At 60.1% G+C, this 13,517-nt stretch carries 12 protein-coding genes; all 12 read left to right on the top strand.

Annotated features, from left to right (window positions below; translation table 11 throughout):
* Positions 1 to 137: 137 nt before the first annotated feature.
* The 12 genes from wecA to ACMGG9_RS13565 all read left to right on the top strand — a co-directional run bounded on the left by wecA (position 138) and on the right by ACMGG9_RS13565 (position 13,374).
* Positions 138 to 1,187: a UDP-N-acetylglucosamine--undecaprenyl-phosphate N-acetylglucosaminephosphotransferase gene (gene wecA, locus ACMGG9_RS13620; RefSeq protein ID WP_033643441.1), complete on the top strand. Its 1,050-nt coding sequence runs from the start codon at positions 138 to 140 to the stop codon at positions 1,185 to 1,187.
* A 45-nt stretch (positions 1,188 to 1,232) separates the two neighbouring features.
* Positions 1,233 to 2,366: a polysaccharide export protein gene (locus ACMGG9_RS13615; protein ID WP_033650895.1), complete on the top strand. Its 1,134-nt coding sequence runs from the start codon at positions 1,233 to 1,235 to the stop codon at positions 2,364 to 2,366.
* Positions 2,367 to 2,393: 27 nt separating this feature from the next.
* Complete coding sequence (locus tag ACMGG9_RS13610; RefSeq protein WP_102948124.1) at positions 2,394 to 4,565, top strand: polysaccharide biosynthesis tyrosine autokinase; 2,172 nt, start codon at positions 2,394 to 2,396, stop codon at positions 4,563 to 4,565.
* 4 nt (positions 4,566 to 4,569) lie between these two features.
* On the top strand, positions 4,570 to 5,859 hold the full coding sequence (locus ACMGG9_RS13605; RefSeq protein WP_033643437.1) for a flippase: 1,290 nt from the start codon (positions 4,570 to 4,572) through the stop codon (positions 5,857 to 5,859).
* Positions 5,849 to 6,697: an ATP-grasp fold amidoligase family protein gene (locus ACMGG9_RS13600; protein WP_033643436.1), complete on the top strand. Its 849-nt coding sequence runs from the start codon at positions 5,849 to 5,851 to the stop codon at positions 6,695 to 6,697. Before ACMGG9_RS13605 ends, ACMGG9_RS13600 begins: the two co-directional genes overlap by 11 nt.
* Positions 6,698 to 6,831: 134 nt before the next feature.
* Positions 6,832 to 7,737 (top strand): glycosyltransferase family 2 protein, encoded by a 906-nt coding sequence (locus ACMGG9_RS13595; RefSeq protein WP_033643435.1) that lies wholly within the window; start codon positions 6,832 to 6,834, stop codon positions 7,735 to 7,737.
* Position 7,738: 1 nt separating this feature from the next.
* The gene (locus ACMGG9_RS13590; RefSeq protein ID WP_072627462.1) at positions 7,739 to 8,794 is read left to right on the top strand and encodes a glycosyltransferase family 4 protein; all 1,056 of its coding nucleotides are present in this window, start codon (positions 7,739 to 7,741) and stop codon (positions 8,792 to 8,794) included.
* 10 nt (positions 8,795 to 8,804) lie between these two features.
* Complete coding sequence (locus tag ACMGG9_RS13585) at positions 8,805 to 9,548, top strand: glycosyltransferase family 2 protein (RefSeq protein ID WP_033643433.1); 744 nt, start codon at positions 8,805 to 8,807, stop codon at positions 9,546 to 9,548.
* Positions 9,545 to 11,428, top strand: a complete 1,884-nt coding sequence (locus tag ACMGG9_RS13580; protein WP_060660600.1) for a carbohydrate-binding protein CenC — start codon at positions 9,545 to 9,547, stop codon at positions 11,426 to 11,428. Before ACMGG9_RS13585 ends, ACMGG9_RS13580 begins: the two co-directional genes overlap by 4 nt.
* A 12-nt stretch (positions 11,429 to 11,440) precedes the next feature.
* A complete protein-coding gene (locus ACMGG9_RS13575) occupies positions 11,441 to 12,235 on the top strand; it encodes a glycosyltransferase family 2 protein (protein WP_414161485.1) in 795 nt (264 codons plus the stop codon).
* Positions 12,214 to 12,426, top strand: a complete 213-nt coding sequence (locus tag ACMGG9_RS13570; protein ID WP_228287360.1) for a hypothetical protein — start codon at positions 12,214 to 12,216, stop codon at positions 12,424 to 12,426. Before ACMGG9_RS13575 ends, ACMGG9_RS13570 begins: the two co-directional genes overlap by 22 nt.
* Before the next feature lie 45 nt (positions 12,427 to 12,471).
* Positions 12,472 to 13,374, top strand: a complete 903-nt coding sequence (locus ACMGG9_RS13565; protein WP_033650901.1) for a glycosyltransferase family 2 protein — start codon at positions 12,472 to 12,474, stop codon at positions 13,372 to 13,374.
* Positions 13,375 to 13,517: the final 143 nt, after the last annotated feature.

The following is a 13,517-nucleotide window of genomic DNA, read 5'->3' as shown; positions in this document are numbered from 1 at the left end:
TGACAAGCGGATAAATCTGCATTTTCAGGATTAGCGCATGCTGACTTATATCCTGGCCGGATCAATTTTGTTTTTGTTAATAGCGCATTGGGAGCTGTAACTCAAGGGCGGTAGCGTGCTTATTCGCTGGAGGAACGATGTTATATCAACTGAGCGTGATATTTGTGCTGGCGGTGGCGTGGGTGCTTATTGCCCGCCGCGCCGCCTTGGTGGTGGGGTTAGTGGATAAGCCCAATGCGCGCAAGCAACATCTGGGGCACATTCCGCTGGTCGGCGGCATCGCCGTGTACCTGACGCTGATGCTGATGACGCTGTGGCAACCCGCCTGGCTGCCCGAAAGCACGATCTACCTGCTGTGCATAACGGCGCTGGTGGTGTTGGGCGTGCTGGATGACCGCTTTGATCTGCCCGTGGCGCCGCGCGTCATGGTGCAGGGAGGGATCGCGCTGGCGATGATGCTGGCGGCAGGGATGCAACTCTCCTCGCTGGGTTATGTCTGGGGGCATCAGGAAGTGATGCTCGGCTATGGCGCGTTGCTGCTCACGCCGCTGGCGGTATGGGGAGCGATCAATGCCTACAACATGGTGGATGGCATCGATGGGCAGTTGGGCGCTTTGTCCTGCGTCACCTTCGTCGCGCTGGCCATCGTGTTCGGGCTGGGCGGCCGGGAAGACCTGGCGCTGTGGTGTCTGGGCCTGATCGCCGCTCTGGCGGCTTATCTGCTGTTCAACCTGAGTCTGTTCGGTGCGCGCAGCAAGATCTTTATGGGGGACGCCGGCAGCATGGTGATCGGCTTCAGCGTGCTGTGGCTGGTGTTGCTGGCGACCCAGGGACCGCAGGCGGTGATGCGCCCGGTGACCGCGCTGTGGCTGATCGCCATTCCTCTGATGGACATGGTGACGGTGATGGTGCGCCGCCTGCTGCGCCGCCAAAGCCCATTCAAAGCGGGGCGCGATCATTTGCACCATATTCTGATGCGTCGCGGACTGAATGCGCGCCAGGCGCTGGCGATGAGCACCATGCTGGCGGTGACGCTGGCCTGCATCGGCATCTGCAGCGAAGTGCTGAAACTGCAAGAGAGTTTGATGCTGGTGGCGTTTCTGCTCTGTTTTTGCGGCTATTTCGCCCTGTTGCGCGAGCCGCGTCAGGCGACGGTGTTCAGCGATAATCCGACCGTCGGCCGTTAATCCCCTCACGGGCTGCGGCGGCAGCCCGTTTATCACGGTACTTCCATGAATTTTCATTTGCCTCTTTTGATGCCGTTGGCCTTTACCTCCGCGCTGTTGAGCGGGTGTACGGTGATTCCCGGCTCACATTTACCTACCAGCGGAAAAGCCGTCGTCGTGCAGCAAGACGACGGTTTTGATTTGAATAACCAGGTGCAGGTCTACCGCATGTCGCCGATGTTGCTGCAGAAAATGCGGCGCGTAGAACCGGTCGCCCGGCCGAACCCGGCGCTGGATCAGCGGCTGCAGAACTATCAATACCGTATCGGCGTCGGCGACGTGTTGAACGTCACCGTCTGGGATCACCCTGAGCTGACTACGCCGGCCGGGCAGTACCGCAGCGCCAGCGACACCGGTAACTGGGTACATGCCGATGGCACGATTTTTTATCCCTATATCGGGCGAGTGGCGGTGGTGGGCAAAACCGTCACCGAAGTGCGCAGCCTGATCGCCGGCCGTCTGGCGCAGTATGTGGAAAGCCCGCAGGTGGATGTCAGCATCGCCGCTTTCCGTTCGCAGAAGGCTTATGTGACCGGTGAGGTGAAAACCTCCGGCCAGCAGGCGATCACCAACGTGCCGCTGACCATCCTGGATGCGATCAACGCCGCCGGCGGCCTGACGGAGAACGCCGACTGGCGCAACGTGGTGCTGACCCATCAGGGCAAGGATCGGGCCATCTCGCTGCAGGCGCTGATGCAGCGCGGCGACATCAGTCAGAACGCGTTGCTGCAGCCGGGTGACATCCTTTACGTCCCGCGCAATGACGAACTGAAAGTGTTCGTGATGGGCGAAGTGGGCAAGCAAGCGACGCTGAAGATGGATCGCAGCGGCATGACGTTGACCGAGGCCCTCGGCTCTTCCGAAGGGATCAGCCAGACGGTCGCGGATGCGACCGGGGTATTCGTGATCCGGCCGAGCGGCGGCAAAACGCCGCAGCGGCTGGCGACGCTGTATCAGTTCGATCTTTCCGACGCCAGCGCGCTGGCGATGGGCGCTGAATTTCAGCTGCAACCTTACGACGTCGTGTACGTCACTGCGGCGCCGGTCGCGCGCTGGAACCGTTTGATCAGCCAGCTGGTGCCGACCATCAGCAGCTTTAACGATCTCAGCGAGGCTACCTTGCGCGTGCGCAACTGGTAAATCCGCAGGATGAATAAGGAACAGAAGATGAAGAACAATGCGCTGTCCGTGATGGTGGCCGAACAAGATGAAAAGCTGGAGTGGGAGCGTCTGGTAGGGCCGCTTTGGGATAACCGCTGGCGGATCGCCGTCGTAACCGGCGTGGCCGGCGCGCTGGGCGTCGCCTATGCCCTGTTGGCGACCCCGGTGTATCAGGCCACGGCGGTGGTGCAGGTGGAGAAACAGCTGTCCGGCGACTCGCTGCTGCGCGAAACGCTGGACAGCTCGATGGGGCAGAATTCGGCGACGCAGGATGAAGTGACGCTGGCCAAGTCGCGCTACGTGCTCGGCAAAACGGTGGATGCCCTTGGCCTGACGGTGCGCGTCGAGCCGGACTATTTACCGGTATTCGGTAAAGGTTTTGCTCGACTGAGCGGCGAAAAGGCGCCGGTGCTGGACATCGCCACGTTGACGACGCCGCCGGAAATGGAGGGCGAAGCACTGACGCTGACGGTGCGCGATGGGCAGCATTACGAGCTGAGTCATGACGGCGCCAAACTATTCAGCGGCGCGGTCGGGCAGCCGGTGGCGCAGGGCGGATGGAACATGGCCGTCTCGGCGCTGGACGCGGCGCCGGGCGCCAGCTTCACGGTGGTCAAAGTCGCGCGCCAGAAAGCGGTGGACGATCTGCGCAAAAATCTTGACGTAGTGCCGGGCGGTAAAGACAGCGGCATCATGACCTTTACGCTGCCGAGCGAAGATCCGCAGCGCGCCGAGGCGGTGCTGAAGAACATCACCGACAACTACCTGCAGCAGAACGTGGATCGCAAAACGGAAGAGGCGCAGCGAATGCTGGCGTTCCTGCAAGAGCAACTGCCGCAAACGCAAACCTCGCTCAACAACGCCGAAACCCAGCTCAATCAGTTCCGTCAGCAAAACGACTCGGTGGATCTGTCGCTGGAAGCCAAATCGGTGTTGGACACGCAGGTGCAGCTCGAAGCGCAGCTCAATGAACTGACCTTCAAGGAAGCGGAGATCTCCAAGCTCTATACCCGCGCGCACCCGGCTTACCGGGCGCTGCTGGAAAAGCGCGCCACGCTGGAAGCGGAAAAGGCGCGGCTGGGCAAACAGGTGCAGACGCTGCCGAAAATGCAGCAGGAGATCCTGCGTCTCACCCGAGACGTGCAGGTGGATCAGCAGGTTTACATGCAGCTGATGAACAAGCAGCAGGAGCTGAGCATCAGCAAGGCCGGCACGGTAGGCAACGTGCGCATCATCGATGAAGCGGAAACTGCCATTCGGCCGATCCAGCCGCAAAAGATGCTGATCGTGTTGTTGGCGCTGCTGCTGGGCGCCGGGGGCGCCGCCGCGGTGGTGCTGTTGCGCGCGGCCTTCCACCGCGGCATCAATGATATCGATACGCTGGAGAAGCGGGGCATCAACGTCTACGCCACCGTGCCGCTGTCGCCGTGGCAGGTGAAGCGCAACCGCGAGCAGCGTCATCTGTTGCCCAAATCCGGCGGCCGGCGCCTGCCGATCCTGGCGGTGGCCGAGCCGACGGATCTGTCGGTGGAGGCAATCCGCAGCCTGCGTACCAGCCTGCATTTCGCCATGCTGGAAGCCAAAAACAATATTCTGATGGTCTCCGGCGCCAGCCCGGAAAGCGGTAAGAGCTTCACCAGCACCAACCTGGCGGTGGTAGTGGCGCAGGCCGGGCAGCGGGTGTTGCTGATCGACGCGGATATGCGCAAAGGCTTCCTGCATCGCTGGCTGGCCGAGGATGGACATCGCGGTTTGTCCGACATGCTGGTGGGCGACGTGATGGCGGAACAGGCGGTGCGGAAAACCGCCATCGCCAACCTGGACTTCGTGCCGCGCGGCCAGGTGCCGCCGAATCCATCCGAACTGCTGATGCATCGCCGCTTCGCCGACTTCCTGCGCTGGGCCGGGCAACACTACGATCTGGTGCTGATCGATACGCCGCCGATTTTGGCGGTGACGGATGCGGCGATCGTCGGTCATCACGCCGGCACCTCGCTGCTGGTGGTGCGTTTTGAAGTGAACACCGTCAAGCAGATCGAAACCAGCATGCGCCGTTTCGAACAGAATGGCGTGGCGATCAAAGGCGTGATCCTCAACGGCATGGTGAAAAAATCCGCCGCCGATGCGGGTTACTACGCCTTTGCCTATCCGAGCCATCAGGAAGAAAAGGTGCCGTAAGCGCATGAAAGCGATGCTGATGAACTCTTTGTGGTTAATGCTGGAGCGGGTATCGCTGAGTCTGTCGGGGATTTTCGTTTCGGTGTACGTCGCGCGCTATCTCGGGCCGGCGCAATACGGTTTGATTAACTACTTGCTGTCGGTGATCGCCATCGCCGTGCCGCTGGTGCAGCTGGGGGCGGACGCGGTGCTGTTCAACCGCGTCGCCAAACGGCGCCGGAGCGGCATGCGGCTGATGCTGGCTTCGATGCGCATCCGCCGCCAGCTGTTTGCGCTGATCGCGCTGCCGCTGATGGCCTGGACGCTGTTGACGCAGGATCGCACCAACCAAATCATGATGCTGCTGATGTTGATCAGCGCGTATTTCTCCGTGCAGGACGTCTACAAAATCTATTACGACGCGCTGCTGAAGTCGAAGTTGAACACGTTGATCAACAACGTTGCGCTGTTGCTGTCGATCGTGATGCGGCTCGGCCTGGTGTACGCGCAATTGCCGCTGGTGTGGTTTGCGCTGCCCTATGTGCTGAGCAGCCTGCTGCCTTATGCGGTGCGCTGGGTGCTGTTCCGTCGCGAGCAGGCGCAGATGCCGGCGATCAGCGGCAGACACAAACGGCGCTACGGCCGCTACCTGTTCAGCGTCGGCTTGCCGCTGGCGATCTCCAGCCTGTCGATCGTCATTTATACGCGCATCGATCAGATCATGCTGGGCAACTATTTGGGAGAACACAGCGTCGGGCTTTACAGCGCCGCCATCACGCTGAGCCAGGGGTGGGTATTCGTGCCCATCGCGCTGATCATGTCGATGATGCCAGGCGTGGCGAACGCCGGTTCGGAGCAGGAACAAGAGGCGCGCATTCGCCAGCTGTATCTGATGGTGCTGGTGCTTTCGATGCCAGTGATAGCGGTGCTGTCGCTGTTTCCGCAGCAGATAGTCGCGCTGATGTTCGGCGAAAGTTACCGGCAAACGGCGACCATTTTGGCGCTGTGCTCGGTGACGTCGCTGTTCTCGGTGATGGGAACGGTGTCTTACCGCGCCATCGTGCTGTTCAGCGGCTATCGATTCATCGCCATCAAAATGCCGCTGGCGGCGTTGGCCAACGTGGTGATGAATTTCATCCTGATCCCGCGCTACGGGATCATGGGCGCGGCGATATCGACGTTGATCACGGAGTTTATTTCATTCTTTGTGCTCAACAGCTTTTTCAGAGGAGGAAAAATTACGCGTTTGCAGGTGACTTGCTATCGGTGTTTTCCGCAATTAATAGGGAAGGTACGAGAAATATATGTTAAATAATCTGGTGAAAGGGTTATACCGACGTATGCCCGATGCAATATATCATCAGTTAAAATACGCAATGTTTTTCCGCAAGGTGCCGCATCTGGCCCATCCGGTGGGGTACAGCGAAAAACTGATGCGTAGGAAAGTTTATCCACTGGCGATATATACGCAGCTATCCGATAAATATCGGGTGAGAGAGTATATCGAACAGCTATGGGGTAAAGAGTATTTGATCGATCTTTACGCGCACGGCAACGAATTTACGGAAGAGATGTATCAGCAGCTGCCCGAGTCGTTTGTGATTAAAGCCAACCATGGCAGCGGATATAACAAGCTGGTATTTGATAAAAGCCAAACCGGTTATAACGAACTGCGGGTGTTGACCAACAGTTGGCTGCGGCAAAGTTTTTATCAGGTTTATCGCGAGCGGCATTATAAAGATATTCCACCTTGCATCATGGTGGAAAGAATGCTGATCGACGAAGGGCAAATACCGAACGACATCAAGATCCACTGTTTTAATCTTGACGGTGAGGTGCGCTTCTTTATTCAGATCGATTATCAGCGCTTTATCGATCATCGCCGCGATTTCTTTGATGCGGACTGGAACCGCACCGAGATCCGCATGGGCGTGCCGAACAGCGACGTGCCGATGTCGCGCCCCAGCGGGCTAAAGGAGATGCTGCGGCTGGCGCGCCAAGTGGCGGAACAATTCTCGTACGTACGCGTCGATTTTTATCAGGTGCAGGATCGCATTTATTTTGGCGAGCTGACTTTCACCCCGGGGGCCGGATTACAACGGCTGATGCCAGAAACGATTGAACAAGAATGGGGAGGGTATTTTCATACGTAGCTGAAACAGGCCGTTGGCTGCGCGTACTCGACCCGAGGCGGGGGGATAACCGGGCAGGGATATGCTGCGATAACAAACTTTTTCTCTGGCATCAGGCTGCACTCGCCAGTTGATAATAGCTTTTGAGGTATTAAATGGACTTATCAATTGTTATTCCCGCTTTTAATAATTCAAACCATCTCGCCGCCACGCTGGCGCGCATGACCCATTATTGCGCCGGTTTTGATTATGAAATTATCGTGGTCGATTATTCATCGGAAGCCGGTGAGTCGGAAAAGATACACGGACTGTTGGCGGCGAATCATCGCGCCAGACTGCATGAAAGCCGGGTGCGCGGCAATATCGCCGTCGCCTGCAATATCGGTTTTCGCCTGGCGCGTTCTGAGGTGGTTTTTTTTCTGGAACCGGAAGATATGTTTGGCACCAATTATATCATCCGGCGCTTGAGACGGCATGAGGACACGCGGATCGATATCGTGTTCGGCAATTACACCACGGTCAACGACAAGAATGTGCGCAGCTACGTGTTTAATTATCAAGAGGGCGTGGCCGGGGAAGATTTCTTATTTATCGAGATGGGGGATATTCGCACCTCGACCATCAGCGTGCGCAAGAAACAAGACCGGCGGTTTTTATTTCCGGAGTTTTTGGCCCGTTACCAGGACTGGGGGTTTTTGGTCAACGCCACCAACCTGGGCGCCCGGGTGGTTCACGATCAGGGCGGTGGGGTGTTCATCCGCTGCGGCGACGAGGATCTGAACCGCTGCCGATTGAACATCGACGCCAGCGAACGCTTTATCGATACCTATCTGCAGGCCAGCGGCCGTTATATCAGCGGCTTTGCCTGTAAACACCTGCTGGCTTCGCTGTACAGCGAAGATCTGCAGGCTTTCAACTACTACTCATCGCGCATGGAGCGCCACACCCTGAGCGGCAAATTCAAGGCGATCAAGCTGTATGGCGACTGTCTGGCCAGGCTGGGACTGTTTCCATTGGGGGGGAGGCTGCTGCGCACGGCCCGCGAGGGATTACGGAGGTGACATGCAACCGCGGAAAATCGCAATTGTAATCGAAGACATCGGCGGCAAAGGCGGCACCGAACGGGTGGCCAGCAGCCTGGCCAATGCGCTGACCACCCGCTTCGGCCACCAGGTCGAACTGATATCCATCTGCGGGGATCGGGCGTTCTATCCGCTGGAGCCGGCGGTGACGCTGCGCTTCATGCGCGGCAAGACGCTGCTCTGGCCGTGGCGCCTGGCGCTGTTCTTACGCCGCGGCCGCTATGACGCCATCATCACCGTCTCGATGGGGAAACTCTCGGTGATCATGGTGCCTTACCTGCGGCTGTTGTGTCCCGGCAGCCGGTTGGTGCTGAGTGAACATGTCAGTTTCCACCAGTATCCGTGGCCGATGAAGTGGCTGAAGGTGCTGATCTACCGGCTGGGCGATCGCACCGTGCTGCTGACGCAAAAAGATCTGGCGAATATCGGCCGCTGGGTGCCCGCCCGCAAATGTCGGGTGATTGAGAACGTGTCGCCGTTTCCGCTGCGGGCGCCGCACCCGGAACAGCAACAGCCGGTGGCGCTGGCGGTCGGCCGACTGTGCCACCAGAAAGGCTTCGACCGGCTGATCGCCGCCTGGCGGCAGGTGGCGCAGCAGGCGCCGGAGTGGCGGCTGCACATCGTCGGCGATGGCCCGGATCGGGCGGCGTTGCAACGGCAGATCGCCGATTACGGGCTCGACGATCGGGTGCAGCTGCTGCCGGCCACCGCCGATATCGCCGGGCATTACCGGCAGGCGAGCCTGTTGCTGATGACCTCTCGCTACGAAGGCCTGCCGATGGTGCTGATCGAAGCCATGAGCTTTGGCCTGCCGCTGGTGGCTTTCGACTGTCTGACCGGCCCGGCGGAGCTGATCGACGATCGCGAGAACGGTTATCTGGTGGCGGACGGCGACGTCGACACCTTCAGTCAGCGCGTCCTGGCGCTGATCGGCGACGGCGAACTGCGTCGCCGCTTCTCCCACCGTGCGTTGGAAAAGGCGCAGCGGTTTGTGCCTGAACGTATTTACCCCCAGTGGCAAGAGCTTATCGTCTGAGGTAATCATCATGGAAAAAGTGTCCGTCATTATGCCGGCTTATAACGCCGCCGGTTTTATCCGCGAGTCGATCCTTGGCGTATTGAATCAAACTTATCAGGACTATCACCTGTATGTGATTGACGACGCCTCCACCGACAACACCGCTGAGGTGGTCAAGCCGTTCATTCACGATCGGCTGACCTACATCCGCAACAACGCCAATCAGGGGGTGGCCGAAACGCGCAACATCGCCATCGAGGCGGCGCGCGGCGACTACATCGCGTTTTGCGACAGCGACGATGTTTGGCACCCGAATAAGCTGGCCCGCCAGGTCGGCATCCTTAAAACCCAGCGTTACGACGTGGTCTGCTCACACTATTACACCTTCGAGAATGACCTGGCGCAGGTGAAGAATTACCGCGGCGCCGGGGAGATCATCGCCTACCGCGACATGTTGAAAAGCAACTGGATCGGCAACCTGACCGGCATGTACAACCAGCGCCGGGTCGGCAAGGTCTACCAGCGCAAGGTCGGGCACGAAGACTACGTGATGTGGCTGTCTATTCTGGAGCGCGCGCGCAATCGCCTGGCGTACTGCATTCCGGAGCCGCTGGCGTTTTACCGGCTGTCCGCCAATTCGCTGTCCGGCAACAAGATCCGCGCGGCGGACTGGCAGTGGCAGATCTACCGTCGTCATCTGGGGCTCTCTTATCAAAAATCCTGCTACCTGTTCTTCTCCTACCTGTACAGCGCGGTGATGAAAAGACAATGACCAGCAAAATCTTGAACGCAGCCTGCGTGCTGATCGGATGCGGGCTGGCGGCTCAGGCCGGGGCGGCGGGCTGCGAGACCAATCTGCTGACCAACCCCGGCTTTGAGCAGGGACAGACGGGCTGGTCGCTGCCGCCGGCCAAGGTGATCTCCGGCGGCCGCAGCGGCCGCGCCAGCCTGTACTACAGCAATCCTGACCCGGCGGAGTATCACCAGATGCTGCAAACGCTGCAGGTGAAAGCGGGCCAGACGATCGCGTTCGGCGTGTGGGTGCGCGGCGATAACCTGCGCGGCAAAGGCGATCAGCCGGGCGCCGGGGTGTACGTCGAAAGCTATGACGCCAAGGGGCGCCACCTGGCCGGCAGCTACCCGCAAGGCCTGCTGGGCAGCAGCGGTTGGCAGCCGGTGGAGGGCAGCTTCACCGTGCCGGCAGAGGCCACCACCACCGTACTGGGGCTGTATATGCGCAAGGGCACGACCGGCAACGCCTGGTTCGACGATGCCTACGTTTGCAGCCAGCCGACGGCGCCGGCGTTGTATCAGATGCGCGCCGGCGGGCAATCGGCCTCCAGCCTGATCGAAGTGCAGCAGCCTCAGGAAGTGCAGGTGGAAAGTACGCTGCTCGATAGCCAACGCACCGCCGTGCGGCAGGAGAGCCGCCGCTACCATGTCGCCGAGCGTCAGCGCGTAGAGTTCTCGTTGCCGGCCAACCTGGCCGCCGGCGAGTACCGTCTGCAGCAGCAGGTGACGGACGTGGCGTCGAAGCACAGCCGGAGCAGCGAAATGCCGGTCAGCATCGGCGAGGCGCCGCCGAAAGTGGCGCTGGACGAGCAGGGCTATACGCTGCGGCAGGGCAAGCGCTTCTTTCCGCTGGGCATCTACATGTACGGCAACATGGCGACCGATGAGCATCTGGCGCGCATCCGCGACGCCGGTTTCAACACCGTGCTGAATTACAACTACGGCGCAGGGCGCGACCCGTACGCCTATTTCCGCAAAACGCAGCAGTACGGGCTGCAGGTGATTTTCTCGCTGAAGGATTTCTACCCCGGCCTCGACTCTGCGCCGAAAACGCGCCTGAGCTACCCGCAGTTGACGGCGTCTTATGTGGAGAAGTTTAAAACTCAGCCGAACCTGCTCGCCTGGTACATCAACGATGAGCTGGCGCCGAAGTACGCGCCGCAGATAGAGCAGATGCATCTGCAGGTGAAGCAACAAGACCCTGACCATCTGACCTTTCAGGCGCTGAATCAGACCGGCGCGCTCAACGCCTATTTCAACAGTTCCGATGTGTTGGCCAGCGATCCTTATCCGGTCGGACGCGATGCCGACATGACGCGCACGCTGGAATACTCGCGCCTGACGGTGCAGGTGGCGCGTCAGGCGAAGGGCGCCTGGCTGGTGATGCAGATCATGGATCACGCCGCCTATGAGCCGCACCGCAAGCCGCGCCAGCCGAGCGAAGCGGAGATCCGCAACCAGGCCTGGCTGGGGCTGATCGGCGGCGTCAAAGGGCTGCTGTTCTACTCCTATACCGACCTGTTCTACAAGCGCCGCAGCGGTGATTTCAACCAACAGGAATTCGACGGTATCTGGCAAGGGGTTGCCCGCGTGGCGCAACAGATCGACAGCTTCACGCCGTACCTGCTCTCGGGCGAAAGTGCGACGCTGTCCGGCAACAACACCGCCGTACCGGCGCGGCTGTTTATCGACGGCGAGCGCGGCCTGGTGCTGATCGCCAACCCGTACTATCGGCCGATGGCCGCCCGTTTTGACCTGCCGCCCGGCTGGCGCTGGCAGGGGCAGCCGCAGATCGACGCCAAATTGCCCGCGGTGGGCAGCAGCGCGCTGTGGGTGCAACGAGACACTAGCAATCAATAAGGATACCCGTTCATGACTATCACGCTAAGCCTGATCGTCCCGGTGTATAAGGTGGAAGCCTACATCGAAGCGTGCCTGGACTCGGTGCTGAGTCAATTGCCCGACTGGGCGGAAGTGATCCTCGTCGATGACGGCAGCCCGGACGGCTCCATCGCCGTCGCGCAAGAGGTGCTGTGCCGTTATCCGGCGTTGAAAACGCAGGTCAGCATCCTGCGCCAGGATAACCAGGGGTTGAGCGCCGCGCGCAACGCCGGGATCGCCCATGCCGAAGGCGAATATCTCGGTTTTCTGGACTCCGACGACGTGCTGCTGCCGGGCTATTTCAGCATTTTGGGGCGCCTGCTGGCGGATAACCCGCAGGTGGAGATCGTGGCGTTCAACGCCCAGCGCTTCTCGCGGCTCAAAAACGGCAAGATAGAACCGGATGGCCTGATGGCGATCGTGCCCGGCAACGCCGCGCCACAGGAGCGCGAGCCGCATATGGCGCTGCTGGCTGACAGTTTTAACCGCAGTCTGTGGTACGCCTGGGCGCGGATTTATCACCGTTCGCTGTTCAACGACGCCGCGTTTCCGGCGGGGCGCAACTTCGAGGATATCCAGCTGATCCCGCAGCTGTATCTGAAAGCGAACCGCATCGTGGTGTGCGACACGCCGTTGGTAGGATACCGCGCTAACCCCAACGGCATCACGCGCGCGCCGAAGCGGCGGGATTTGGACGATCTCGATTACGCCATCGAGCGCGCTGACAGCGGGCGTCGCCGCGAGGGGGGAAGGGATTCCACTCGGTGCTGTTCGTCACCACGCTGAAGGCGCGTCTGCTGGTCGGGCTGGACTTCTTCGGCCTGCGCGACGCGCTGCGGGAAACCGCCGAGCTGAAACGGCGCTATGCCCGGCTGCGGGCGGAGGAGCGGCAAATGCTGAGCCGCAAGAACCGCCTGTTCTACCGCAGTCCGCTGGTCTACTACCTGATGGCCAGTCTCTACAACCGTTTCGGGTGAATCTGACCGTGCCCGAACGACGATAAACCCGCGTGGAAGCCCATTATGAGTATCAAAGTCAGCGTCATTATTCCGACCTATGGCCGCAGCGAACTGCTGGCGCGCGCCATCGACAGCGTCCTGGCGCAAACCCATCAGCCGGTGGAGATCGTGGTGGTGGACGATAATCCGCCGAACCATCCGCAGCGCCAGGCCACCCGCGAACGGCTGGCCGGCTATATTGCCGCCGGGCAGATCGTCTATTGCCCGCGCGCGCGCAACGGCGGCGGGGCGCGCGCGCGCAACAGCGGCATCCTGCGCGCCACCGGGGAATACCTCACTTTTCTGGACGACGACGATTATTACCATCCGGAGAAGATCGCCCGTCAGCTGGCCTTTATGCAGCGCGGCGATTACCCCGTCAGCCTGTGCGATATGGATATTCTGCAGGACGGCCAAATCAGCGCCGAGCGCTATTACCGCGCCCGCTGCGACGGCCTGGAGGACTTCATGCTGGCCGGCGTCGCTTACACGCCGATGATCATGCTGCGCCGCGAGGCAGCGATCGCGGTGCGCGGGTTCTTCAATACCCCGCGTTATCAGGATCATATCTTCATTTATCGCCTGCTGGCGGCGGGCATGCGCATCGGCACGTTGCACGAGCGCCTGGCGGTGCATAACGATCACGACGGTGAGCGTATTACCTCCAGCCCGAAAGGCATCATCGGCTATCACAACAAAATGCAGTTCGAGCGCCGGTTGATGCCGCAGATTTCGCCGCGGGCGCGCAAGGTGATGCGGCTGCGCCACACCTGCATCACGTCGCGCATCATCACCGACAGCCGAAGCCGTCTCGGCGGCGTGCTGCACGGCATGAAGGGCATCATCTATGTCAACAGCGGGGTGATGGCCGGCGTTTACATGAAGAACATTCTGCGCAACGTCTTCTTCCGCGGCGTTCCTTTCTGAAACCCGACGCGGGGTTTTCCCCCGCGTCCTACCCCCAAATACCCCGTCTTGCCTCCCACCCGTTCGCCTTCATCTTGATATTCTGATTTATTCGTTTTAATTCAAACAATTAATTCTATTTCTCACCCCTATACTTTGGTGGT

The organism is Serratia sp. BNK-10, assembly GCF_047456065.1.
Taxonomy (GTDB): Bacteria; Pseudomonadota; Gammaproteobacteria; order Enterobacterales; family Enterobacteriaceae; genus Serratia; species Serratia ureilytica.
This window is presented reverse-complemented; position numbering and strand designations above follow the sequence as displayed.

Excerpts from the sequence above, each read along its gene's own strand:
- ACMGG9_RS13600 (WP_033643436.1), top strand. The coding sequence starts at position 5,849 with ATGTTAAATAATCTGGTGAAAGGGTTATACCGACGTATGCCCGATGCA.
- ACMGG9_RS13610 (WP_102948124.1), top strand. The coding sequence starts at position 2,394 with ATGAAGAACAATGCGCTGTCCGTGATGGTGGCCGAACAAGATGAAAAG.
- ACMGG9_RS13595 (WP_033643435.1), top strand. The coding sequence starts at position 6,832 with ATGGACTTATCAATTGTTATTCCCGCTTTTAATAATTCAAACCATCTC.
- ACMGG9_RS13565 (WP_033650901.1), top strand. The coding sequence starts at position 12,472 with ATGAGTATCAAAGTCAGCGTCATTATTCCGACCTATGGCCGCAGCGAA.
- ACMGG9_RS13585 (WP_033643433.1), top strand. The coding sequence starts at position 8,805 with ATGGAAAAAGTGTCCGTCATTATGCCGGCTTATAACGCCGCCGGTTTT.
- ACMGG9_RS13615 (WP_033650895.1), top strand. The coding sequence starts at position 1,233 with ATGAATTTTCATTTGCCTCTTTTGATGCCGTTGGCCTTTACCTCCGCG.
- wecA (WP_033643441.1), top strand. The coding sequence starts at position 138 with ATGTTATATCAACTGAGCGTGATATTTGTGCTGGCGGTGGCGTGGGTG.
- ACMGG9_RS13575 (WP_414161485.1), top strand. The coding sequence starts at position 11,441 with ATGACTATCACGCTAAGCCTGATCGTCCCGGTGTATAAGGTGGAAGCC.
- ACMGG9_RS13590 (WP_072627462.1), top strand. The coding sequence starts at position 7,739 with ATGCAACCGCGGAAAATCGCAATTGTAATCGAAGACATCGGCGGCAAA.
- ACMGG9_RS13605 (WP_033643437.1), top strand. The coding sequence starts at position 4,570 with ATGAAAGCGATGCTGATGAACTCTTTGTGGTTAATGCTGGAGCGGGTA.
- ACMGG9_RS13580 (WP_060660600.1), top strand. The coding sequence starts at position 9,545 with ATGACCAGCAAAATCTTGAACGCAGCCTGCGTGCTGATCGGATGCGGG.